Origin of the sequence: Vulcanimicrobium alpinum (assembly GCF_027923555.1) — a bacterium.
In the GTDB taxonomy this organism is placed as follows: domain Bacteria; phylum Vulcanimicrobiota; class Vulcanimicrobiia; order Vulcanimicrobiales; family Vulcanimicrobiaceae; genus Vulcanimicrobium; species Vulcanimicrobium alpinum.
The window spans coordinates 2,368,476-2,391,227 of the sequence record NZ_AP025523.1 but is presented as its reverse complement, the minus strand read 5'-3'; the positions used below and the strand labels follow the sequence as shown (position 1 = coordinate 2,391,227).

24 protein-coding genes, 2 pseudogenes and 2 riboswitches are annotated in these 22,752 nt (G+C 70.0%); of the genes and pseudogenes, 18 read left to right on the top strand and 8 right to left on the bottom strand.

The features are described 5' to 3' along the window. Positions 1–76: 76 nt before the first annotated feature. Genes WPS_RS12355 through WPS_RS12345 form a run of 3 tightly spaced genes read left to right on the top strand, consistent with a single transcriptional unit; the run spans position 77 to position 2,461 of the window. On the top strand, positions 77–1,153 hold the full coding sequence (locus WPS_RS12355; RefSeq protein ID WP_317994787.1) for a hypothetical protein: 1,077 nt from the start codon (positions 77–79) through the stop codon (positions 1,151–1,153). Next, a complete protein-coding gene (locus WPS_RS12350) occupies positions 1,131–1,679 on the top strand; it encodes a prepilin-type N-terminal cleavage/methylation domain-containing protein (protein ID WP_317994786.1) in 549 nt (182 codons plus the stop codon). Before WPS_RS12355 ends, WPS_RS12350 begins: the two co-directional genes overlap by 23 nt. 2 nt (positions 1,680–1,681) lie before the next feature. Next, a complete protein-coding gene (locus tag WPS_RS12345) occupies positions 1,682–2,461 on the top strand; it encodes a hypothetical protein (RefSeq protein WP_317994785.1) in 780 nt (259 codons plus the stop codon). Between the two features lie 10 nt (positions 2,462–2,471). Here WPS_RS12345 and WPS_RS12340 read toward each other — a convergent pair whose 3' ends face one another. Then, a complete protein-coding gene (locus WPS_RS12340; protein ID WP_317994784.1) occupies positions 2,472–3,431 on the bottom strand; it encodes an alpha/beta fold hydrolase in 960 nt (319 codons plus the stop codon). Positions 3,432–3,568: 137 nt separating this feature from the next. Between WPS_RS12340 and WPS_RS12335 the strand changes: the two genes are divergently transcribed. Both WPS_RS12335 and WPS_RS12330 read left to right on the top strand, forming a co-directional pair. Further along, positions 3,569–3,922, top strand: a complete 354-nt coding sequence (locus tag WPS_RS12335) for a hypothetical protein (protein WP_317994783.1) — start codon at positions 3,569–3,571, stop codon at positions 3,920–3,922. A gap of 272 nt (positions 3,923–4,194) precedes the next feature. Then, on the top strand, positions 4,195–5,238 hold the full coding sequence (locus tag WPS_RS12330) for an outer membrane beta-barrel protein (protein ID WP_317994782.1): 1,044 nt from the start codon (positions 4,195–4,197) through the stop codon (positions 5,236–5,238). 77 nt (positions 5,239–5,315) lie between these two features. Here WPS_RS12330 and WPS_RS12325 read toward each other — a convergent pair whose 3' ends face one another. Further along, the gene (locus tag WPS_RS12325; protein WP_317994781.1) at positions 5,316–7,256 is read right to left on the bottom strand and encodes a hypothetical protein; all 1,941 of its coding nucleotides are present in this window, start codon (positions 7,254–7,256) and stop codon (positions 5,316–5,318) included. Between the two features lie 57 nt (positions 7,257–7,313). Next, positions 7,314–7,486: riboswitch (cobalamin riboswitch) on the top strand. 32 nt (positions 7,487–7,518) lie between these two features. On the opposite strand from WPS_RS12325, the gene WPS_RS12320 reads away from it, so the two are divergent. Genes WPS_RS12320 through WPS_RS12310 form a run of 3 tightly spaced genes read left to right on the top strand, consistent with a single transcriptional unit; the run spans position 7,519 to position 10,069 of the window. Beyond that, the gene (locus WPS_RS12320) at positions 7,519–8,295 is read left to right on the top strand and encodes an ABC transporter substrate-binding protein (protein WP_317994780.1); all 777 of its coding nucleotides are present in this window, start codon (positions 7,519–7,521) and stop codon (positions 8,293–8,295) included. Then, a complete protein-coding gene (locus WPS_RS12315; RefSeq protein WP_317994779.1) occupies positions 8,286–9,284 on the top strand; it encodes a FecCD family ABC transporter permease in 999 nt (332 codons plus the stop codon). The genes WPS_RS12320 and WPS_RS12315 overlap by 10 nt, the downstream gene beginning before the upstream one ends. Beyond that, on the top strand, positions 9,281–10,069 hold the full coding sequence (locus WPS_RS12310; protein WP_317994778.1) for an ABC transporter ATP-binding protein: 789 nt from the start codon (positions 9,281–9,283) through the stop codon (positions 10,067–10,069). Before WPS_RS12315 ends, WPS_RS12310 begins: the two co-directional genes overlap by 4 nt. Before the next feature lie 14 nt (positions 10,070–10,083). On the opposite strand, the gene WPS_RS12305 is transcribed toward WPS_RS12310, so the two are convergent. From WPS_RS12305 to WPS_RS12295, 4 genes and pseudogenes are all read right to left on the bottom strand, one after another. Next, a complete protein-coding gene (locus tag WPS_RS12305; RefSeq protein WP_317994777.1) occupies positions 10,084–10,236 on the bottom strand; it encodes a hypothetical protein in 153 nt (50 codons plus the stop codon). 20 nt (positions 10,237–10,256) lie between these two features. After that, positions 10,257–10,505: pseudogene (locus WPS_RS18240) on the bottom strand (isochorismatase family protein); the annotation flags it as partial. A 156-nt stretch (positions 10,506–10,661) separates the two neighbouring features. Continuing rightward, the gene (locus WPS_RS12300) at positions 10,662–10,844 is read right to left on the bottom strand and encodes a DUF5522 domain-containing protein (protein ID WP_317994776.1); all 183 of its coding nucleotides are present in this window, start codon (positions 10,842–10,844) and stop codon (positions 10,662–10,664) included. Further along, positions 10,831–12,711: a TonB-dependent receptor plug domain-containing protein gene (locus WPS_RS12295; RefSeq protein ID WP_317994775.1), complete on the bottom strand. Its 1,881-nt coding sequence runs from the start codon at positions 12,709–12,711 to the stop codon at positions 10,831–10,833. The genes WPS_RS12300 and WPS_RS12295 overlap by 14 nt, the downstream gene beginning before the upstream one ends. A gap of 28 nt (positions 12,712–12,739) precedes the next feature. Further along, a riboswitch (cobalamin riboswitch) is annotated at positions 12,740–12,928 on the bottom strand. 35 nt (positions 12,929–12,963) lie between these two features. Here WPS_RS12295 and WPS_RS12290 point away from each other — a divergent pair. The 4 genes from WPS_RS12290 to WPS_RS12275 are packed head-to-tail and all read left to right on the top strand — an operon-like array spanning position 12,964 to position 16,218. Beyond that, on the top strand, positions 12,964–13,551 hold the full coding sequence (locus WPS_RS12290; protein ID WP_317994774.1) for a bifunctional adenosylcobinamide kinase/adenosylcobinamide-phosphate guanylyltransferase: 588 nt from the start codon (positions 12,964–12,966) through the stop codon (positions 13,549–13,551). Beyond that, positions 13,548–14,387 (top strand): ABC transporter substrate-binding protein, encoded by an 840-nt coding sequence (locus WPS_RS12285; protein WP_317994773.1) that lies wholly within the window; start codon positions 13,548–13,550, stop codon positions 14,385–14,387. Before WPS_RS12290 ends, WPS_RS12285 begins: the two co-directional genes overlap by 4 nt. After that, a complete protein-coding gene (gene hflX / locus WPS_RS12280; RefSeq protein ID WP_317994772.1) occupies positions 14,384–15,508 on the top strand; it encodes a GTPase HflX in 1,125 nt (374 codons plus the stop codon). Before WPS_RS12285 ends, hflX begins: the two co-directional genes overlap by 4 nt. Then, positions 15,505–16,218 (top strand): S1C family serine protease, encoded by a 714-nt coding sequence (locus WPS_RS12275; RefSeq protein ID WP_317994771.1) that lies wholly within the window; start codon positions 15,505–15,507, stop codon positions 16,216–16,218. Before hflX ends, WPS_RS12275 begins: the two co-directional genes overlap by 4 nt. A 12-nt stretch (positions 16,219–16,230) precedes the next feature. Here WPS_RS12275 and WPS_RS12270 read toward each other — a convergent pair whose 3' ends face one another. Further along, entirely contained in the window at positions 16,231–17,343 is a 1,113-nt protein-coding gene (locus tag WPS_RS12270) for a potassium channel family protein (RefSeq protein ID WP_317994770.1), read from the bottom strand. Positions 17,344–17,387: 44 nt separating this feature from the next. Then, a complete protein-coding gene (locus WPS_RS12265; protein WP_317997541.1) occupies positions 17,388–17,702 on the bottom strand; it encodes a carboxypeptidase-like regulatory domain-containing protein in 315 nt (104 codons plus the stop codon). A 73-nt stretch (positions 17,703–17,775) separates the two neighbouring features. Between WPS_RS12265 and WPS_RS12260 the strand changes: the two genes are divergently transcribed. The 6 genes and pseudogenes from WPS_RS12260 to nuoF all read left to right on the top strand — a co-directional run bounded on the left by WPS_RS12260 (position 17,776) and on the right by nuoF (position 22,683). Further along, positions 17,776–18,129: an NADH-quinone oxidoreductase subunit A gene (locus WPS_RS12260; protein WP_317994769.1), complete on the top strand. Its 354-nt coding sequence runs from the start codon at positions 17,776–17,778 to the stop codon at positions 18,127–18,129. Continuing rightward, positions 18,120–18,605, top strand: coding sequence for an NADH-quinone oxidoreductase subunit B (locus WPS_RS12255; RefSeq protein WP_317994768.1), 486 nt, complete (start codon positions 18,120–18,122; stop codon positions 18,603–18,605). The genes WPS_RS12260 and WPS_RS12255 overlap by 10 nt, the downstream gene beginning before the upstream one ends. Positions 18,606–18,621: 16 nt before the next feature. Then, a pseudogene (locus WPS_RS18235) lies at positions 18,622–19,086 on the top strand (NADH-quinone oxidoreductase subunit C); the annotation flags it as partial. Positions 19,087–19,367: 281 nt separating this feature from the next. Further along, positions 19,368–20,597, top strand: a complete 1,230-nt coding sequence (gene nuoD / locus WPS_RS12245; protein ID WP_317994766.1) for an NADH dehydrogenase (quinone) subunit D — start codon at positions 19,368–19,370, stop codon at positions 20,595–20,597. Next, complete coding sequence (locus WPS_RS12240; RefSeq protein WP_317994765.1) at positions 20,597–21,403, top strand: NADH-quinone oxidoreductase subunit NuoE family protein; 807 nt, start codon at positions 20,597–20,599, stop codon at positions 21,401–21,403. The genes nuoD and WPS_RS12240 overlap by 1 nt, the downstream gene beginning before the upstream one ends. A gap of 11 nt (positions 21,404–21,414) precedes the next feature. Continuing rightward, the gene (gene nuoF, locus WPS_RS12235) at positions 21,415–22,683 is read left to right on the top strand and encodes an NADH-quinone oxidoreductase subunit NuoF (protein ID WP_405054959.1); all 1,269 of its coding nucleotides are present in this window, start codon (positions 21,415–21,417) and stop codon (positions 22,681–22,683) included. The last annotated feature ends 69 nt before the right edge of the window (positions 22,684–22,752 follow it).

Here is a 22,752-nt window from a genome sequence, read left to right as displayed (position 1 = left end):
GTGGGACGGTTGTATCCCGCGATGCAGGCCGGTTCCTCGGGCATGATCGGCGGACGGCCCGGGCACCGCACCGGTCGTGCGCGTCGCAGAGGCCGGCTTCACGCTGATCGAGATCCTGATCGCCGCGGCGCTCTTCGTCGCCGCCGCCTTCGGCGCGTTCGAACTCGTGCGCCAGTCGGCGGCGAACGCGAACCGCCTGCGCGTGCGGGCGCTCGCGTACGCCGCGGTCGAACGGCTGACGGCGCAGCTTCGCGCCGAATCGCGCAGCGCCGTCGCGATCTGGAGCAGCGCGCCCGCCGCCGGGGCGGGACACGACGACTGCGTGCAGCTCGACTTCGCCGCCGTCGACGGCGGCGGCCCCAAGTTCTGGAGTTACCGCACCTTCCCCAACCACGGCGCGGGTGACGAGCCCGGGCCCGATGCGCTTGTGCGTCTCGCTGGGACCGCGCCGATCGCACCGTGCGACCCATCGCAGCGGGGTGAGACCGTGCTCGCCGGATTGCGATCGGCGCCCGCGATCGCGCTCGTCCCGCCGGCGGGGCTCTCGGCGCATCAGGATCCGTACGCGCACGCGAACGATTCGCCGTTCGTCGCGGCGGGCGTGCCGCCGACGCCGCCGATCGCCCTCGACGTGCGCGACGCCGGCGGCGCGCCGCTGACCGGCGGCAACCGCATCGCCGAGGTGCGCATCGACACCGCCGATGCATCACGCGTCGTCGACCTGCTGCCCGGCGTCGTCCCGAACGGTTTCACCGCGACGTTGCGCTACACGTGCAGCGAACGCTGCGACGTCGGCCACGACACCGCCGCGCCGAAGACGCTCACCGCGTGCGCGATGAGCTGGCAGACGCTCTGGAGCGAATTCGTCCCCGGCGGCTGGTTCATTGCGGGGACGTTCACGTTTACGTACAGCGGCGTGCGCGCGTCCGACGGCGGCGTCGACACGCTAGCGCGCGTTCAGCTCGCCACGAACGACGGCTCGGGCGGCACTCTCGCACCCTGGGACGTGAAGAACGAAGCGCCGGCGGCGTGGTTTGCCGACTTCGCGCCGTACGCCGCCGCCGCCGAGTCGGCGCCGCTTGCGGCCGAGAAACAGCGCTGCGATGCGGTGCAGCGGGCGGGAGCAGCGGGTGCATTCTACCTCAACGGGTGAGCGCGGCTTCGCGCTGCTCGAAGTCGTGCTCTGCGTTGCGGTGCTCGCGCTGGCCGCCGCTGCGACCGCCGGCGCGTTCGCCGCGCTGGCGCGCAACGCATCGCCGCCCGCCGCGCGCGACGCCGCCCTCATGGTGGCGGAGAACGCCCTCGTGCGCGCACGCGCGGCGATCGCGTACGCGTCGTCACCGTCCGCCGACGCGAGCACGCTGCTCGCGGACCGTTCGTGGGGTCTGGTTCCGGGCGAGACCGACTACGTCGCGGGCGCCGAACTGCGGGCCCCGCTCGCCTGCGGCGACGCGAACGTGCACGCGCTGCGGCTTCCGGTCGCGACGACGTACGATGCCGCGGCGGAACGGTTCACCGTCGTCGTTACCTATCCGCGCGATCCGTGCCGGCCGGACGCGAGCGGCACGGTCGCCGCCGGCGATGCGCTGACCCTCACCGCCGGCGAGACGCTCCCGCCGTCGGTCTATCCGCCGGGAGCGACCGTGTATCGCGACGTCGCGACGCCGGCGCGGATGTAGCGTTGCTCGGCATCGCGCTTTGGTTCGCGCTGGTTCTCGCTTTGCTCGCCGTCGCCGTGCTCGACGGCGCCGCGACCTTTGCCCGCGCGAGCGTGCACGCGGCTGCCGATCATCTCGCGGCCGCCGCGCTGCAAGACGCGGTCGCGGACTATCAGCAGCGGCTGCAGGCCGCAATCGCCGCGAGCGCGTCGCAGCTCGCGTCCCCGGCGCCGTTCGCGGGGACGCCGGCGTCGCTCGATGGCTACGCCGCAGCACTCGCGGGGCTTCCGGCGACGGTGACGCGCACGATCGCGCCGGGCGGCGACGCGCGCGGAACGCGGTTCACCGTCACGTACGCCGTCACGCCGACGACCGTCGCGCCGCCGTCTTGCGACGGCTCCGCGCACGCCGGGAGCGACGCGATCGCGCGGCTCCAGTGCAGCGGGTTCGTTCAGGAGTCGCGCATCTCGCTGCGCGTCGATGCGAGCATCCTCGACGCGTCGGGAGTGCAGACCTATGCCCGGCGCGAAACTTACGTCGCGTTGCGGCTCTTCGCGCTGCCGCCTTACAGCGCGATCGTCGGCAGCGACGACGGCGCCGCCGATGCGCCGGCCGGCGGCGACGCCCTGACCGCGCCCGCGCACGAAGGCGATCTCGGCGGGACGACGCCCGGCACGTCGATCCACGTGCGCTACGAATGCCGCGACGGCGCAGGTCACTGCGCGAACGCCGCACCGCCCGATCCCGACGCCGCCCTCCGCACCGGTGCGTCGTGGACCGACGGCAATCAGCCCGCGCCCTGACGGCGCGCGTTCAGCGCGAAGACGCGACCGAGAGGAACGACTCGAGCGCCGCGTCGACGGCTTCCGGTTCCTCCTCTTGCGGGAGCAGCCCGCTGTCGGCAAACGTCGCGAGCCTGCCGTGGCGCGCGAGGCGCAGGAATTCGTCGGCGTGCGAGCGCGGGCTGATCGACGGCGCGCGCTCGCCCCACAGCACCTGCAGCGGCATCGTCAGGAACGGAAGATCGCGCGCGACGTTGGTGTCGAGCGCGCCGCCTACGAACGCCGCGGGGACGTAACGCGCGCCGGGCTGGTGCGTCACGGCGTAGTAGTGATCGACGATCTCGTCGGTCGCGCGCTCGGGCGTCGAGTACACCTGCTTGCGCAGGAACCAGCGAATCGACGCCTTCGACGCCAGCGCGTTGAAGAGCGCTTCGCCGACGACCGGCGTACGGATCAGCAGGACGAACGCGCCTTGCGGGCCGCGCGGCCCCTTGTCGAGCACGCCCGCGAGTCCGGCAGGGCAGATCAGCGCGAGCCGGTCGACGCGATCGCTTGCGCGCGTCGCCGCGCGGATCGCGAACGCGCCGCCGAGCGACGCGCCGACGAGCGCCGTCGGTTCGCTGCCGAACGCATCGAGAGCATCGACGATCTGCTCGACGAAGAGCTCGGGCGAGTACGCGAGCCGCGGCTTGTCCGAGAGCCCGCAGCCCAGCAGATCGAACGCGACGACGCGATGGCGGCGCGCGAGGAGCGGGAAGAGCTTCCGGAATTCGTAGGAGGACGCGCCGGCGTAGATCCCGTGGACGAGGATCACGAGCGAGCCCGTCCCGGCCTCAGTCGCGAAGATCTCGTACCCGCGCCAATTCCACGGACGCCGCGTTCCGCCGAGCGCGTTGGTCGGGAGCGGGGCGTTCTGCAGCGCGCGGTTGGCGGCGGCGAGGGCGCCGGTGACGCCGGCTCCGGCGAGGAGCGTTCGAGTGAGTCTCTTCACGATGTCGGCTACCTCGTTCGGTGGCCGGCCGTTTCTACCCGGCCGCACTCGGCCTCGAAACGCGGGCGTCGAAGGAGCGCCGCGCGGCTTCGTAGGAAGCGCGCGAAGTGCTCCCTCGCGTCCTAGGCGCGCTCGCCTTGCTCGTGGTGCTCTCTCTCCCCGCGCTGGCCGCCCCGTGCGTTTTGCCGTCGGGTAAGGTGGTCATTCTCAAATCCGAGGACATCGATCCCGACGTGTTCGTCTGGGATTCGAGGCAGCGCGTCGTCGATTATGCCGCCGGATACTGGCACGATACCCACGACGTACTCAACCATTCGATGCTCGCGAAACCCGGCACGCGCGCGGTGATCGTGCAGTGCGAGCCCGGTATCGTGCGCCCCAAATACGTCGCCGACGCGCGCGACGCTGTCGGCATCAGGCTCGTGAACGGACCCAATCGCGGCCGCTACGGCTGGGTAAATTCGCAGGACGTGCACGAACTCGTACGCTGACGAGCGCTCGACACACGTCGGGTCGAACCGCTCATACGCTTACCAAATCCCCAATGGCGTGACGCAGACCCGGCCCTACAATGGGCCGTATTACGTTTTTTCCATGAGGAGGAGGTTTGAACTATCTCGTTGCGGCGTTCGTCGCCGCATGCGTCTGCGTTCCCGTGTCCGCTCTCGCCCAATCCAGCCCGTCGCCGTCGCCGAAACCGTCTGCATCACCGGCGTCGTCCGCGTCTCCGAGTCCGTCGCCGTCACCGACACCACGAGCATGGGTGACGACGGGGTTTGCGGATTCCGCGTATACGACCGCCGGTAACTCACGCAGCCTGACCTTCGCCGACGGCACGAATTCGCGCGTCTTCGACACGGTCAACCAGCAGCCGATGCTCAACAGTGTGAACTTGCAGCTGATCCACAACGCACCGATCGGCGGCAAAATCGAACTGACGGCCGGCCAAGACGCTGACATCCTCGCGTCATACCCGACCGCGAACAACAACAGCTTCGATATCACCAACGCGTATTTGTCGGGGACGTCGGGTCCGTTCACGCTGCTCTTCGGGAAGTTCAGCACGCTCGCCGGCGCGGAAGTACTGGAGAGCCCGAGCAATCTCAACTACTCGCGTTCGATCCTCTTCGGCTACGCGATCCCGTTCACGCATACCGGCGTGCGGCTGACGTGGGCGGCGACGCCGTTTCTCTCGGTGATCGCGGGGGTCAACAACGGGTGGGACAACACCAAAGGTCCGGGCGGTCCGCGCACCGGTGAGGGCGGCCTCGCGTACACCAACAAGAACTTGACCCTCACGGCGCAAGGCTACTCCGGCACCGAGCGGATCAGCAACGCGGCGTGGACGAATCCTTCGGCGTTCCCGCCGGGCTTCGACACCGCGACGCACCGGTCGGTGATCGATGCGGTCGCGACCTACAAGTTCGGATCGTTCGTCACCGGAACCGTGAACTTCGATCACGGTCACCAGGCGATCGCGCCGGTCGCCGACAGCACCGGAACATTCGTGGGCTTCGGCCCCGCGAACTGGAACGGCGGCGCGGGGTACGTCGCCGCCCAGATCACGAGCAAACTCCAAGTGATCGGACGGTACGAAGTGTTCAGCGATCCGCAAGGCGCGCGCACCTCGTACAACCAGCAGTGGAACGAAGGGACGCTCACGTTCGCGTACGCCCCCTCCTCGGCGCTGCTGTTCCGGCTCGAAGGCCGGGCCGATCACTCCAACCACAGCGTTTGGGCCAACGCGAACGGCTCGCCGACGAACGGCCTCTCGACCGTCTCGTTCGAGTCGATCGTGAAGTTCTAACGACGTTCGGCCGCCTCACGGCAACCGGCGTCGACGAAGCCCGCCGCGGGGATGCGTCCCCCGGCGGGCTTCGTTCATTACTGCGAGCTGGGCGCCGGCGTCGGCAGCGCGCCCTGCACCGACGAGCCCTGAAAACTCGGCGTCCCCGCTGCAGTCACGCCGACCGTCGAACCGCTCGCGCCGTTCGCCGCCGGCAAGAACAGCGTTCCGCCGTCGACGATGAATGTCGTCGCCGTGGTCCCCGGTGCGATCGTGAGGAACCCGTTCGGCAGCGCGTTGCCGAACGTCTCCGGCGGCTGCGGTCCGCCGAAGGTGAGCGTGCGCGTGCTGAGCGATCCGCTCCGGCGCGACGGCACCGTCACCGTGCCGCGTAGTGTCACCGCGTTCGAGAATCCGAACGGTGCGACGCCGTACGGAGTGTTCTGCGCGGCGACCGCCGTCGCGAACTCGCGATACAGCTGGGCGAACGGTTCGCCGGCCGCCGCGCTCACCGCGTTGACGCTCGATTGCGTGCTGTTGTAGATCGACTGGATTGCGTCGTCGCCGAAACGGTCGTATAGATAGCGCTGGAACAGATACGCCTGCCCGTAGCTCCCGGCCGTATTCGAGTACCAGCCATACGGCGGGTTCGTCGCGGTGCTCGTCGGGTTGGGCTGATACGCGGTGAACGAGGTCAGCGAGTACAGCGACGGCTCGAGCATGAACGAATACGTGAACCGCGGCGTGTCGATGTGCTGACCCGGCGCGGGATCCGTCGCGAGGTCCTCGGCGAGCATCGACATCCCCTCGTCGACGAAGGAGTCGTCGGCCGTCTGCGGCTGGCCGTTCAGCGCGGCGCGCAGCACTTTGTAATGCGCGTGGAGCAGATGCTGAAATTCGTGCGAGAGGCTGCGCGGGACGTCGGTGTTGAGCCAGTACGTCTCGTTGAACTGGGCCAAATTGGGGCCGCTGGTGTAGTTGTTCCCGGTGAGCACGAACATCGAGGTGTTGTTGCTGAGCGGCTTGGGCGCGCTCGCGCACTCCCACACCGACTGCGGGAACTCATCGACGATGTAGTAGTAGCCGCCCTCGCCGGTACCCGCGAGCGCGTCGGTGATCACGATGTCGATCGAGGTGTTGTTCGCCGAGCTCAGATCGGTTTTCGTGTACTGCGACGCCGGCAGCGGGTTGCCGCTCGTATCGCACTGCGTCTTCGTGCTGCTGTAGCCGAAGACGATCGGCTGCGCGCCGCTGAAGAACGGCTGGGCGAACGCGTTGGTCTCGATCTGCCAGTAGCGGTCGAAGTCGGCTGCGACCTGCTGGAACTCCGACGGAACATTCGTGAACTCGCCGGCCGTCGCGAGCGATGCGTCGTCGACCCAGATGTTGCCGTGCGCGCCGGCTGCTTCGAGCGTCGCGGTGATCTGCTTCGCGCATTGATATTGGCCGTTGCCGGTTCCGGCGGCGCAGCCGCCGGAGTTGCCGATGTTCGAGGTGATGATGAAGAACTGCCGCTGCGTTCCCACGGTTCCAACGACGGTGCGCGTGGTGCGCGTGGACGAGGTCGCACGTGCGGGCTGCGCGGTGAGGCCGCGCAGCAGCGCGCGCGTCCGTTCCGGGCGCAGCGTCTGCTCGCGCAGGCCGTCGGCGCGCTCGGCGTCGCGATTCTCGAGGATGCGCGCGCGCAGTTCCGCAGCGCGCGCCGACGCCGCCGCGCGCTGCGCCGATGCGCCCGTCGTTCCGGCCGCGTCGGTGATCGTCGCGGCGTACTGCGTCAACGAGGCGCCCGACGACGGCTCCGTCGGCGTCGTCGCCGCCTGCGCCAGCACCACGGCATCGTTCGACGACGGCGCGACCCGCGCGACGAGAGCGCTCCCGTACGCCGAGAGCAGCGTGACGCCGTTGCTCGCAGCGGGCGTCGTCGCCGTCGTCTGCGGCACGGTCGCTCCGCCGCCGCCCGATCCGCCGCCGCCGCACGCGGCAAGCAGCGCTTCCGCGAGGACGAGCGATCCGAGATGGATGCGGATGGGAACGTGCATCCGGGCCGATACCGCTTCGGCGGGATGATTCCCCGCCGTCGAGGACCGCCGGTGCGTCCAGCGAATGCGCGCTTTCATCTGCTCGCGACGGGAACCCGGTGCAATTCCGGGACGGTCGCGCCACTGTAAGCGGGAAGCCGCCGTCCGCCACTGGTCGACAAACCGGGAAGGCGCCGGCACGAGGGCGACGATCCGCGAGTCAGGATACCGGTGCGAGCATCCTCTTCAACGACGTCGCTGCCTCGCGTCAAGGTGGATGTCCGTGGCTCCAGTCCTCGCTTTCGCGCTTCTTGCCGCCGCGGCGACGCGCATCGTCTCGCTCGCGCCGTCGCTCACCGAGGATCTCTTCGCGATCGGTGCGGGGCCGCGGGTCGTCGGCGTCGACGCGTTCTCCGACCGGCCTGCACGTGCGCGATCGCTCCCGCGCGTCGGGACGCTCAACACCGTCAACGCCGAGGCGATCGTCGCCCTGCGGCCCGACCTCGTCGTCGGCATCACCTACGAGGCCGCGCAGCTGAACGACGTCGCGCGCGCGGGCGTGCGGACGCTGACGCTGCGTGTGGACGACCTCGCCGGCGATTTCGCCGCGATCGCGCAGCTCGGCCGTGAAACGGGCCGCGCTTCCCAGGCGCAGGCGCTGATCGCGTCGATGCGCGCGCGCCTCGCGCGGAACGCGCACCGCGCCGCGCTGCGCCGTCCCCTGCGCGCGTTCGTCGCGATCGGACGCGATCCGATCGTCACCGCCGGCGCCGGCTCGTACGTCGACGATCTCTTGCGCGCCGCCAACCTCGCCAACGTTGCGGGCGCGGCCCGCACGCCGTGGCCGGAGTTCTCCGCCGAACGGCTCCTCGCCGCGCAGCCCGATCTCATCATTGTCCCGGAATCGGCGACGCAGTTCACCGGCGAGCCGTGGGCGCGGCTGCGCGCCGTGCGCGCCGGGCACATCGTGCGCGTCCCCGACGACGATCTGCTGCGTCCCGGACCGCGCGTCCCCGACGCCGTCGAAGCGCTCGTGACGCAGGCGGCGCGATGGCGCTGAATCTGCGCCGCGCGCTCGCGCTCGCCGCGCTGTGTGCGCTGGTCGCGGGAGCGATCGCGCTCGGCATCGCGGCCGGAGCGGTCGCGTTCGATCCCCGCGCGATCTTCGCGGCGCTCGCGCATCCGCGCGCCGCGGACCAGGTGAGCACGGTGCTGTGGGCGCTGCGCCTGCCGCGCGTGCTGATCGCCGCGCTCGTCGGCGCCGCGCTCGCGCTGAGCGGTTCGCTGCTCCAGGGGATGCTGCGCAATCCGCTGGTCGATCCGTATCTGACCGGCGGCAGCGCGGGCGCCGCATTTTCGATCGCGGTCGCGATCGCGATCGGTATGCCGCCGCCGCTCTACGGCGTGCTCGCCTTCGGCGTCGCGCTGGGGACGACGCTCGGCGTCGCGTCGCTCGCGCGCAGCGGTCGCGGTCTCTCACCGGAACGTCTGATCCTGGCCGGGATCGCCGTGTCGTCGCTGTTCGCCGGGATGACGACGCTGGTGATCCTGCTGGCGCCGAACGCGAGCGTCTCGCTGAGCATCCTCGCGTGGCTCGGCGGATCGCTGGTCGGCCACGGCTGGAGCGATCTCGGCTGGGCGGCGCTGTACGCCGCGGTCGGCGCGATCCTCGCGGCATCGGTCGTCCCGGCGCTCAACGCGATCCGCGTCGGCGACGTGCGCGCCCGTTCGCTCGGCGTCGATTTGGAACGCACGCGTTGGATCGTGCTGATCGCCGCATCGCTGCTCACTGCGGCCGCGGTCAGCGTGAGCGGCGTCATCGGCTTCGTCGGCCTGATCGTGCCGCACGTGGTGCGCGCGTTCTGCGGAGCGGACACGCGCTGGAGCATCCCGGCGAGCGTCCCGGCCGGAGCGGGGATCGTCGTCGTCGCCGACACGATCGCGCGCACCGCGGCGCCGCCGCTGGAACTGCCGATCGGGGTGCTCCTCTCGCTGCTCGGCGTCCCCGCGTTTCTCTACATCGCGTTGCGGCGGAGCCGGATCGCATGATCGAGGCGCGCGCGCTCGTGCTGGGTTATCGCGAACGCGTCGTCCTGCGCGACGTCGACCTGACGCTCCGGCCGCGCGAGCTCGTCGCGATCGTCGGGCCGAACGGATCGGGGAAATCGACGCTCCTGCGCGCGCTTGCCGGGACGATCCCGCTGCACGGCGGGACGGTCGCGATCGACGGCGTTCCCGCGCACGCTCTCACGCCCGGCGCACGCGCGCGGCGCATCGCGCTCGTGCCGGCGGAAGAACACGCCGACGACGACGTGCTGGTGCGCGAAGCCGTTGCGCTCGGACGCCTCCCGCATCGTCCGTGGTGGCAGTGGGGCGATCAGCCCGACGACGAAGCGATCGTCGACGCTGCGCTCGCACGGCTCGACCTGACCGAGTTCGCGTTACGCCGCATCGCAACGCTTTCCAGCGGTGAACGCCAGCGGGTGTGGATCGCGAGCGCGCTCGCGCAGCAGGCGCCGACGCTGCTCCTCGACGAGCCGACAAGCCACCTCGATCTCGCCGGCGCGTACGCGACGCTCGACATCCTGCGCGGCCTCGCCGACGACGGTGCGGCGATCGCGGTGGTGCTGCACGATCTCAACCTCGCGGTTGCGTCGGTCGATCGTATCGTGCTCGTCGGCGACGGAACGGTCCTCGCCGACGGACCCGTCGCGGAGGTCGTGCGCGCAGACCTGCTGACGCGCGCCTACGGCGCCGAGATCGCGGTGCGCCGCACGACCGACGGCGCGATGGTCGCGATCCCGCGCCGTCGCGCGCGCAAGGGGACCGCGTAGCCGGACGCGGACCGCTATGCCGACGCGGCAGCGATCGTTTCGTAGACGATGCCTGGCGTAACGCCGGCGAGTTCGGCGTCGAAGGTCGTCGACGACGTCGTCGTGCCGCCGGCGGCCGCGATGCGGCGCCAGCCGCGTCCTCCGTGCGCGCGTCGATGCCGCCGCAAGTATTGACGGCGACGAGCACCTCGTAGCCGGCGACGAGCGCATCGAGCGCCGTGCGCTGCACGACGATCTCGCTTACGACGCCGACGAGGATCAGCGTTTTACGACCGCTCCCCGCGATCGCCTCGACGCGTCCCGCGTCGGCGACGGCGGTCGTCTGCGTCCGCGGGCGCGGTGCAGGCCCTCCCAGCGGTTCGAGCACCTCGGTGAGATACGCGCCGCCGGGAGGCAGCGACGAGAGCCAAACCGGCAGGTGGTTGAGCGCCGCCATTTCGCGAGCGCGCTGCTCGTGCGCCGCAGGCGCGCTAGCGGGAGCGCGCGGCTGTTCTTGACGATTTCGTCCTGCAGGTCGAGAAAGAGTTAGGCAGCGGTGTTCGCGCCAGGCGGCATCACCGCCAGCGTAGTCGGAACCGTCGCGCCGAACAAGTCATTTTTTCTGCGGGTCGGCGACGTCGTTGCGATACGGACAATGCCGGCAGCCGCCGCCGCAGCACCAGCCGCGGCGCAAATGGTACGCCGCGGTGAAGACCAGCAGGCCGTTCTCCCAATAGCATTCGCCCTCGCGCGGCCGAGGATCGACGGCTGCGCGCGGGCGCTTAGCGGGTCGCAAGCTCGAGCGAGAACGTACGGCCCGGCTCGGGATACCCAGGGACCGCCGTGTAGCGTTCGTCGCCGAGGTTGCGCACGCGCACGCTGAGGATCGATGCGGGACCGAAGCGGTACCGCAGGTAAGCGTCGGCGGTCGCGTACGCATCCGGGACGCCGATCGCCGACGGCGCATGACCCTGCGATCCCGCAACGAGCGCGCGCGCGCCGTACGCGAACCGTCCGCCGTCGAACGGGCGATCGAGCGCGAGCGTGGCACGAACCGGGGGCGTGCGCGGCAGCCGCAGTCCGGTATCGGTATCGAGCGCGCGGTAGACGTCGGTGAGGCTCGCACTCGCGCGCACGTGGAACAGCGGTCGCGTCGCCGCGGTGAACTGCAGCCCTTCGACCGACGCGTGCTGCGTGTTCTGCGGAATGAAGTTGTCGTCGAGGACGATGAGGTTGTTCCCGTGCCGTCCGAACCAGCCCAGCGAGACGCCGCCGCCGAACGACGGAAACGCGAGCGTGGTGTCGGCGTTGCGCAGCCGCTCGGGCTTGAGCGACGGGTTCGACGCGCCGGGATAGTAGAGATCGATGATCGTCGGGACGCGGAAGCTCGCACCGTAGTTCGCGCTCAGGCGCGCGGCGCCGATCGAGGTGATCGCGCCGATCGACGGGATCAGCGCCGAGGCGATCGGCGCATCGTGTTCGCCGCGCACGCCCAGCGTGATCCGCGTCGCCGCGGAGAGATCGCGTCCGAACTGCACGTAGGCCGCGCTCTGCGCCTGCGTCTGCGCCAGCGGTGCCCCGGTTCCGGCGAAGGTCAGCAGCGCGTTCTCGCGCGCGAGATCGAGCCCGGCGACGAGGTCGCTGCGACCCCACGCACGGGCGTCCTTGAACGAGAGGCCGACGCGCCGGTCGAGCGTGTCGTATTCCCCGCCGATCGACGGATCGCCGTAGGCAAGATTCTGCGTCGCCCCGGAGAGCGTCGCGGTGAACGTATCGCGGTCGCCGTAGCGTTCGAACGCCGCCGCAACGTTGCCCCGATTCTGGTTCTGTCGCGCGAGCGGCGTCAGCCCGAACGCGAGCGACCCTGGTACGCCGGCGTGATAGGCGTCGGCGTCGGCGCCCGCGTGGAGACGCCACCGCTCGCCGAGCGCGCGGTCGTACGCGAGCCGCACCGCGCTCTGCATCGCGTCGGCGTTGGCGCGCGTTCCGGCCGGCGTGGCGTCGGTGAGGCTGGTGTGAAACGACGGATAGGCGTACGCGTTCGTCGCGACGCGCCGTTCGATGAAGACCGAAAAGCCGCCGAGGCTCGTTCCCGCGGCGGCGTCGCGGTCACCGAGCGAGCCGGCGGCGATGCGCGCATACGGCTGCACGCGGCCGCCGGTGATCACGTTGATCACGCCTCCGGTCGCGCTCGAACCGTACAGCGTCGACGATCCGCTCTCGACGACTTCGATGCGCGAGACGCCGAGCAGCGGCAGCGTCCCGAGATCGGTGATCCCGTTCGAGGCGGAGGAGATCGGGACGCCGTTCATCAGGACGAGCGTCTCCGCCGACGTGGTGCCGCGCAGACCGTAGTCGACCTGAGCGCCGAACGCGCCGTACGGAAAGAGGTTCGCGCCGGGGACGTCGCCGAGCGCGTCGCCGAGCGTGCGCGCACCGTACGCGTCGAGGTGCGGGCGGTCGACGACGAACGTCGGACGCGACGAGCGCCCGATCGGCTCGGCGACGCGGTCGCTGGTGACGACGGTGCGGCCGATCTCGGCAAGCGGCGTCGCCGAAGGCGACGGTACGGGCGATGCGGCGGGCGCGTTCTGCGCGAGCGCCGGCGCGGCGCAGAATGCCGCGAGTGCGGCGGCGAGCGCCGCCGATGTGCGGAGGGTCATCGGAGTCCTTCCCTATGCGCGAGGGATCGGGGTGCAGCGTCCGCGCGCCGGTATCCTGACTCCGCGGATCGGCGCCTGGTGCTGCCGCCTTCCAATCCCGTGGGACCGTGACGTGCAGCGGCTCCCCGCTGACAGTGGCGCGACCGTGCCGGATTCTCACCGGCTTCCCGCGCACGCGAACTCGGATTCGCACTTCACGCGCCGCGGCAAGAAGTTCCTGGTGCACGCGATCCCGGCGGCGAAGCGCACGTCATGCTCACTCTCGTCCTCGGTCCGGTGCGTGCCGGCAAGAGCGCCCGCGCGCAGGCGCTCGCGCACGCAAGCGGGCGGCCCGTGCTCGTCGCGGCGACGGCGGCCGTCGATCCCGGCGACGCCGAGATGGTCGATCGCATCGAGCGCCATCGCCGCGACCGTCCGGCGGGGTGGACCCTCGTCGAAACCGCCGGACCGCGGACGCCGTCGCTCGTGACCGTTCTCGAGGAAGCGCCGCCGGGGAGCTGCGTGCTGATCGACGCCCTTGGGACGTGGATCGCCGCCCAGCTCCACGAGTGGAGCGCGTGGGCCGAGCGCGACATCGTGGCGACGCTCGACGCGCTCGACGCGCAAGGCGCGGCGCTCGCCGACGCGCTCGCCCGCACGGCGGCCGACGCGATCGTCGTCGCGGAAGAGACGGGCTGGGGCGTCGTGCCGCCGACGCCGCTCGGCCGGATCTTCCGGGATGCGCTCGGACGGATGACGCAGGCGATCGCACGCCGTGCCGACCGCGTCGAACTGGTCGTCGCCGGCTACGCGATCGACGTGCGCGCGATCGGGACGCCGGTCGGCGAGGTGCGTTCGTGATCGTGCGGTTTCCGGCGGCGGCACTGCTCGCCGCGGCGCTGCTCGCGACGGTCGCCGCCTCGCCGAATGCGTCGCCTCCGGCGCAGCGCATCGTCGCGATGATCCCCTCCGTGACCGAAGACCTCTTTGCGATCGGCGCCGGGCCGCGCGTCGTCGCCGTCTCGGCGTTCACCGATTATCCGCCGTCGGCCGCGCGTCTGCCGGCGGTCGTCTCGGCGGGATCGATCGACGCCGAGCGCATCGTCGCGCTGCACCCGGATCTCGCAATCGGAATTCCGGCACAGCGAACGTTCGCCGCCGAGCTGGCGCGCGCCGGCGTGCGATCCGTGCTGCTCCCCGACGACGCCTACGACGACATCGCGCGCAACCTCCGCACGATCGGACGCCTCACCGGTCACGTGAGCGAAGCGAACGCGCTGATCGAGCGGCTGCAGGCGCGCACCGCGGCGCTGCGCCGGACGGTGCGTTCGCGCGCGCGGCCGCCGACCGCGTTCGTGGTGCTCGGCGCCGCACCGATCTTCACCGTCGGCCGCGGCTCGTACATCGCGAACCTGATCGCGCTCGCCGGCGGCCGCAACGCGGCCGACGACGTCACGCTCCCGTACGCGCGGTACAGCGGCGAAACGCTGCTCGCGCGCCAGCCCGACGTGCTGATCGTCGATCCCGCCGTGCACTTGGAGGCCGTGCTCGACCGCGCGCCGTGGAACGGTCTGCGCGCGGTGCGCGAACACCGCATCTTCACGCTGCGCGATCCAGCGATCCTCGAACGGCCCGGGCCGCGCTACAACGACGGCCTCGCCTGGCTGATCGCCGCGTTCGCGGAGGTTCCGGCATGAACGAACACCGCCGCCTCTATCCCACCAGACCGCAGGCGCAGCGCGCGCTCGTCGTCGCCGTCGACACGCAGGATCCGCAGCGTCCGCTCGCGCCCGAGCTCGCGGAGTTCACGGCGCTCGCCGATGCCGCCGGCGCGATCATCGTCGACGAAGTGATCCAACGGCTGCCGCACGTCGATCCGGCGACGCTGGTCGGCAGCGGCAAAGCGCGCGAGATCGCGGAACGCGCGGAGGCGGCGCGGGCCGACGTGCTGTTCGTCTTCAACGATCTGCGGCCGCGCCAGCGCACCAACCTCGAGAAGATCGTCCCGCTCCCGATCGTCGACCGCACGATGCTGATCCTCGACATCTTCGCGCAACACGCGCGCTCGCGCGAAGGCCAGCTGCAAGTCGAGCTCGCGCAATTGCGCTACCGGCAATCGAACCTGATCGGCGTCGGTGCGGCGCTCTCGCGGCTCGGCGGCGGCGTGGGCACGCGCGGCCCCGGCGAGACGAAGCTGGAGACCGACCGCCGCCGGATCGCGCAGCGCGTGACCTTGCTGCAGAAACAGCTCGACGACGTGCGCCGCCAGCGCGAGACGCGGCGAGGGGGACGCGGCCGCGATCCGTTCGTCGCGCTGGTCGGCTACACCAACGTGGGGAAGTCGTCGCTCTTGAACCGGCTCGCCGGTTCCGGCGTCAACGAGGGCGCGTTCGTCGCCGACCGGCCGTTCGCGACGCTCGATCCCACCTTGCGGCGCGCGTACGTCGCACCGGGCGTCAACGTGCGCCTGGCCGACACGGTCGGCTTCATCACCGCGCTTCCGCAGGAGCTTGTGAACGCGTTCCGCGCCACGCTCGAAGAACTCGAAAACGCTGATCTGCTGCTGCACGTCTCCGACGCATCGAATCCCGATTGGCCGCGCCAGAAGGCGTCGGTGGAAACGACGCTGCACGAGCTCGGACTCGACGCGAAGCCGTACCTCGACGTGTTCAACAAAGTCGACCGGCTCGATCCGGCCGCACGTGCAGCGCTGCCGCCCGGCGCGCTCGAAGTCAGCGCTGCCACGGGCGTCGGCATCGACATGCTGCGCGCGGCGATCGCGGCACGGCGCACCGCGGCAGCGGAACGCCTGCAGTGACCCCGCGCCGTGCGGTCGTCGCTGCGCTCGCGGCTGCATTCCTCGCGGGCTGCAGCAAGGCGCGCGCGACGACGGACGAGCGCGACCGCTACGTCGTCGCGTACGAGCGGCTCCATCCGTCGGTCGTGCTGTTCACGATGCGGGTTCCGTCGGAGGATCCCGAACGCAAAGGGCAGTGGGACGACGCGTACGGGAGCGGGATCGTCGTCGACAGCGGCGCGTGGGGGACGCGCGTCATCACCGACGCGCACGTGATCGCTGGGGCGCGGCGCCTGGTCGCAACGATCGGCGACGGTCCGCACGCGCCGGCTCGCGTCGTCGCGACGACGGGCGACGATCGCGACCTCGCGATCGTCGACGTGCCGCTCGCGAACCAGCGCGCGGCGCGGCTCGGTTCGATCGCGCGGCTGGCACCCGGCACGCCGATTGGCGTGCTCGGCTATCCCGTCCCCGACGCGTTCGACGACGAACGGCTCGGGCGGACCGTTTCGATGTACGCGGGGCGCATCGCGAGCTTTCGCAAGAACGCGATCGAAGTCGACGTGCCGATCGTGCCGGGTGAGAGCGGCGGACCGGTGTTCGACGCGACTTCCGGCGACGTCATCGCGATCGCGCAATCGCGTTTCGATGAAGAGCGCGCGATCGGCTTCGCCACGCCGATCGACGAAGCAAACCGCTTCCTCGCGCAGCACCCTCGCCGCTCACGCTGAGCGGCGTCACGCTCAGCGTGACACGGGAGCGTCGGGCTCGCGGGGAACGCCGACGTTCACGTGGACGCGGATGCGCGAGCGGTCGCCGACCCAGCGCGCGGGCGGGATCCGCCACCAGCGGGCCATCGCGTCGAGGGGGACCGCATACTTCGCGCGCGTCGCCGAGAACGCCGGCCACGCGTCGTCGAGCGGGTGCAGCGGGACGCCGAGTTCGCGCAGCGAGCGATAGGCGGCGACGAACTCGTCGTACTCGACGCCGCTCGCGTCGCCGGTCGGCAGGCGGAAGAAGCCGGTGAAGTCGCGGACGAGGTGCGTCCCGATGCGCAGCGTCATCTCGGCCTGACCGCGATGGTCCAGGTCGATCGTCGTCACCAAGAGCGTCGACGCGTCGAGCATCGCGCCGATCGTTCCGATCCACGACTCGTCATCGTGGCTGGAGCGAAAATATGCAAGCACCGGGTACGCGAGGTGCGTCTCCATCACTTCGGCGATCCAGCGCTGGCCGTCGCGCAGGATGATCTCGACGTCGTCCATCAGCCCGAGCTTGATGTGCCGCTTGACGAACTCGAGCCCGCTCGGCGGTGCGCCGGTGCGTTCGGAGATCGTCACCACGAACGCTTCGCGGCGCTGGAACGCGCCGAAGGTCTGGAACCAGAAGGTCGTCACGATCGCGAACGTGCTCAGCCCGCCGACCGCCGAGAGCATCGCCAGCGCCCGAGTCGCGAGGTGCTCGGGCGCGAAATCGCCGTAGCCGATCGTGAGCAGGGACGTTCCGGCGAAATACAGCGCGCTCCCGAGGTTGGGAAGCGGCGGCCGGATCCCGTCGCGCAGCGCCCAGAAGATGAGCCCGTAGCCGATCACCTGCGCGCTGATCCAGAACACCAGCAGCGTGACCATCAGCGTCGGCGCGAACACCCCCGGGGTGTCCTCGCGGCGCTCCATGTCGGGGATCCGCATCGCGGCCTCGCGCCAGCGCCGCCACAGGTTGCGCGTGATGACGGCGCTGGGCCGCCAGGGGCCGCCGACCGAGCGCGGGACGATCACCGTCGCGAACAGATCGCTGATCGCCACCGCTACGCAGATGAACCCCGCCGCGCCGGCGAGGACGTCGAGCACCACCGTCATGCACGACATACGACCCGGCGAACGCGCGCCGGGTTGGGGAGGGTTTACTGCGGCGCGGTCGAAACGATCCCGATGTCCTGCGGGACGACCGTCGTCTGGTCTTTCTGAACGACCACGCCCGGGAGCGAGTACGTCTGATACCCGATCGCGTAGATCGTGAGCGTCTGCGTCCCGGCCGGGACCTTGTCGACCGAGAACGCGCCCTTCTGCGCCGGCGAGACGGTGCGGCTCTGGCCGCCGATCGCCACGGTGAACGCGCCGATCGGCTGGAGCGACTTCGCGTCGACGACGCGCCCGGTCACGCTGCCGAAATCGGCGACCCCCTGGCCGTTGGGATTCTCGCAGCCCTTGGCGCCCATCAGCACCACCGCGGACGCGAGCAGACCGATGACGGAGGCCCGCCGGATCGGTGTCGTGTAATACTTCAGTTCGATGTCTCCCTACGGTCCGGTCGCAATCTACCTGGCCATCGCGTTCCTGGCGGCGACGGCGTTCTGCCTGCTTCCGGGTCTGGCCGCCCGCAAGAAACCGAATCCCGCCAAGTCGGAAGCGTACGAGTGCGGCGTCGAGCCGACCTCCGACGTCTCCGGCCGCTTCCCGGTTCGATTCTACCTGGTCGCGATGCTGTTCGTGATCTTCGACGTCGAAGCCGCGTCCTTCTATCCGTGGGCGGTGCAGATGCACCAGCTGCGGGTGTTTGGCCTCGCGGAGATGCTGATGTTCGTCATCGTGCTCGCGATCGGGTACGCGTACGTGTGGAAGCGAGGCGGGTTCCAGTGGCGCTAGGGAACGGCGCCGGCGATTTTCTCCTCACTACCGTCGACTCGGTGGCCCGCTGGGCGCAAGCCTCGAGCGTGTGGCCGCTGACGATGGGGCTGGCGTGCTGCGCCATCGAGATGATGACCGCGACGGCGCCAGAGTACGACATCGCGCGCTTCGGCTCCGAGGTCTTCCGCGCGTCGCCGCGCCAGGCCGACCTGATGATCGTCTCGGGCCGCGTCGCGCGCAAGATGGCCCCGATCGTCAAGCGCCTCTACGATCAGATGGCCGACCCCAAGTGGGTGATCTCGATGGGCGCGTGCGCTTCGAGCGGCGGCGTTTTCGATAACTACGCGATCGTCCAGGGGGTCGACACGATCATCCCGGTCGACGTCTACGTCCCCGGCTGCCCGCCGACGCCCGACGGCCTGCTCTACGCGGTCAATTTGATCCAGCAGCAGATCAAAGCCGGCGGCCGCGGCGGCATCCTCGCCCGCGCATAAGAGTTTCAGAAGAAGCATGCCGAGTTCACAAGCGCCGCCGGCCGGAGCGACGGCTCTGGACCCCACCGCAGTACGTCCCGAAATCGCCGACGCGCGCATCGTGCGCACGACGCCTGGTGAACTGCGGGCCGTCCTCGCCGCCCTCAACGATGAAGGGCTGACGATGCTGCTCGACATCGGCGGCGTCGACTACCTCGAGCGGACGCCGCGCTTCGACGTCGTCTACCATCTGCTGCGCATGCCGACAACGCCCGCGACGGCGGCGCGGATCGCGATGCCCGAACGCGTGCGCGTGCTGTGCGGCGTCCCCGCTGCGGCGCCGGACGTGCCGTCCGTCGCCGATCTGTGGCCGAGCGCCGACTGGGCGGAGCGCGAAGTGTTCGACCTCTTCGGGATCACGTTCGGCGGGCACCCGGACCTGCGCCGCATCCAGATGCCCGACGATTGGGAAGGGCACCCGTTGCGCAAAGATTATCCGCTGCGCGGCCCGGCGAGCGACCGGAGCCCGCGCCCGTCGTTCGCGCTCAAATCGAACGTCGCGGCCAGGACGCCGGCCGCCGGACGCACCGCGGCGGCGCTGCAGAAGCAGATCGCGGAAGTGCGTGCGGCGGCGAGCGCCGCCGACGCGCCGGCGCAAAACCGGAGCGTGCAGGCCGCGCAGAGCGCCGCGCATCCGGGCGCTTCGGCGACCGCCGGGGAGGCGACGCCGAGCGAGCTGGCCGAACGGCCGGTCAATCTCAAGACGAAGGACGGAAACCTGCCGTGAGGGGCAGCGCCGCACCGGAAGCGGACTTCGCTCTGCTCGTCGTCGAGCAGAGCGATCACCGCATGGTCCTCTCGATGGGACCGCAGCATCCCTCGACGCACGGCGTGCTGCAGGTGATCACCGAGATCGAAGGCGAGGTCGTCACCAAGGCGTCGCCCGAGATCGGCTACCTGCACACCGGGATCGAGAAGAGCGCCGAGAACCTGTTCTGGTCGCAGGCGTCGACCGTCATCGAGCGGATGGACTACCTCTCCCCGCTCACCAACGCGCTCTGCTACTACCTCGCGGTCGAGAAGCTGCTGGGGATCGACGCGCTGATTCCGCCGCGCGCGCAGCAGGTGCGCGTGCTGCTCGCCGAGCTCTCGCGGATCGCGTCGCACTGCGTGTGGCTCGGTACCGGCGGGATCGACCTCGGCGCGCTGACCGGATTCTTCTACTGCTTCGATCTGCGCGAACGGATCCTTGATCTCTTCGAGGCCTCCGGCGGCGCGCGGATGCATCCCAACTACATCCGCGTCGGCGGGCTCGGACAGGATCTGCCGCAGGGGTTCCTCGAGAAGCTCGACGGCGTGATCGCGATGTACGAGCCGCGGATGCGCGACGTGCGGCGGTTGTTGCAGAAGAATCCGATCCTGCAAGACCGCATGGTCGACGTCGGGATCATCGACGCCGCCGACGCCGTCGCGTGGAGTCTCACCGGCCCGTCGCTGCGCGCGACCGGGATCGAGTACGATGTGCGCCGCGCGTTCTCGTACTCCGGCTACGATCAGTACGAGTTCGACGTCCCGACGCGCACCGAGGGCGACGCGTACGCGCGCTTCCTGGTGCGGCTCGACGAGATGGACGAGTCGATGCGGATCATCCGCCAGGTGCGCAAGCAGCTCGACGCGCCCGGTGCGTGGCAGGTCGTCGACACGAAGTTCGCGCCGCCGCCGAAAGAGACGATCGCGCTCTCGATGGAGGCGTTGATCCATCACTTCAAGCTCGTCTCCGAGTCGTTCCGCGTCCCGCCCGGCGACGTCTACCAGTCGGTCGAGGGGCCGCGCGGCGAGCTCGGCTACTACGTCGTCTCCAACGGCGACAACCGCCCGTGGCGCGTGCGGACGCGGCCGCCGTCGATGTACAACCTGCAAGTGCTCAAGAAGATCGCCGTCGGCGAGCTGATCGCCGACATGGTGGTGATGATCGGATCGCTCGATCCGGTGTTCGGAGAAGTGGATCGCTGATGTCGATCGCTCCGCTGGATGGAGATACGCCCGCCGCGGCGCCGTGGTCGCCGTTCGCCGTGCGCGAGGGGAACGCGTTCGACGCGCTCTACGCGCGGCTTCAGCCCGAGATCGCCGCGCTAATCGCGCAGTACGAGGAGAAGCGATCCGCGCTGATCCCGCTCGCGCAGCTCTTCCAGGATCACGAAGGCTACGTGAGCGCCGACGCGCAGGCCGCGATCGCGCACCTCGTCGGTGAGACGGAAGCGACGGTCGAGTCCACGATCTCGTTCTACACCCTGCTGTTCCGCAAGCCGGTCGGCAAATACATGGTGCAGATCTGCCGCAACCTCTCGTGCCTGCTCAACGGCGCGGCGGAGATCATGGACTACGCGCGCGAGCGCCTTGGGATCGGTCATCTCGAGACGACCGATGACGGAGTCTTCTCGTATGAAGAGGTCGAGTGCCTCGCGGCGTGCGACCGCGCGCCGTGCGCGCAGGTCAACCTCGAGTTCGTCTACGACCTCACCCGCGAGAAAATCGACGCGATGATCGACGCGATGCGCGCCGGGACGTACGAGATCGCACCGCTGGTGCAGACGGCGCGGCCCGTACGGACGTGGCGCGTCGACAACAATCACGGCCGGAAGGCGCCCGGCGCGCGCGGCGTCTCCGACCCCAACAACGCCGGCGGCATCGGCGATCCGAGCGGGCTGAAGATGTTCGATCTGATCGTCGGCAAGCCGCGCTACGAGGTCCGTTCCGACGAACGGCTCGTGCACGAGACGACGCTGCGCCCCGAACTCGCGGAGGACGGACACCACTAGTCATGGCCGAGCTGATCACCCCGATCCTCACCAAAGGGATCGGCGAGCTGAACCTTCGTGAGATCGAGGTCTACGAAGCGCAGGGCGGCTACGCGCAACTGCGCCGCGCCGTCGTCGAGCTGACGCCGAAGGACGTCGCGGATCTCTGCAACGGATCAAACCTGCGCGGTCGCGGCGGCGCCGGATTCCCGACGGGACGCAAGTGGTCGTTCCTGCCGAACAACGGCCGGCCGCGCTACATGGTCTGCAACTGCGACGAGGCCGAGCCCGGCACGTTCAAGGACCACATGCTGCTCGAGCAGACGCCGCACCAGATCATCGAAGGGATCCTGATCGGCGCATACGCGATCGGCTGCGAGCACGCGTACATCTACATCCGCGGCGAGTTCAAGCGCGGCTACGCGATCATGCGCGACGCCGTCGCGCAGGCGCGCGCGAAGGGCTACCTCGGCGAGAACGTTTTCGGCCGCGGGAAGCGGCTGGAGTTCACGATCCATCGCGGCGCCGGCGCGTACATCTGCGGCGAGGAGACTGGGCTGCTCAACTCGCTCGAAGGGAAGCGCGGCGAGCCGCGGCTGAAGCCGCCGTTCCCGGCGGTGAAAGGGCTCTACGGCGAGCCGACCGTCGTCAACAACGTCGAGACGCTCGCGTACCTTCCGCACATCATGCGCAACGGTCCGGAGTGGTTCGCCAAGGCCGGTCCGGAGCGCTCGCCGGGCTACAAGATCGTCTCGATCTCCGGTCACGTCGCGAAGCCCGGCAACTACGAAGTCCCGATGGGGACGACGATCCGGCAACTCATCGACGACTGCGCGGGCGGGCTGCGGCCCGGGCGCAGCTTCATGGGCGTGCAGCCCGGCGGCGGTTCGTCGGCGTGTCTGTTCGAAGAGCATCTCGACGTGCCCTACGACTTCGAGAGCGTCGCGAAGGCCGGCTCGATGCTCGGCTCAGGCGCGATGGTCGTGTTCGACGATACGACCGATTTCGTCAAGGCGGCGCACGCGCTGGTACGCTTCTACGCGCACGAGTCCTGCGGGCAGTGCACGCCGTGCCGCGAGGGCGGTCACTGGATCGAGAAGACGCTCGCGCGGCTCCTCGACGGCCGCGGCGTCGACTCCGACATCGACGTGATGCTCTCGGCGGCGCACCAGCTCACCGGGCTCAACCTCTGCGCGCTCGGCGACTCGATCGAACCATTCCTGGCCTCGGTGATCAAACGCTTCGAACCGCAATTCCGCGCCTACGTGAAGCGCAGCGCCCCGATCCCGGTGGTCGCATGAACGACGTCGCGGCGAACGCGTACCACTTCGTCATCGGCGCGGCCGCGGGACTGACGCTGGTCTTCCTCA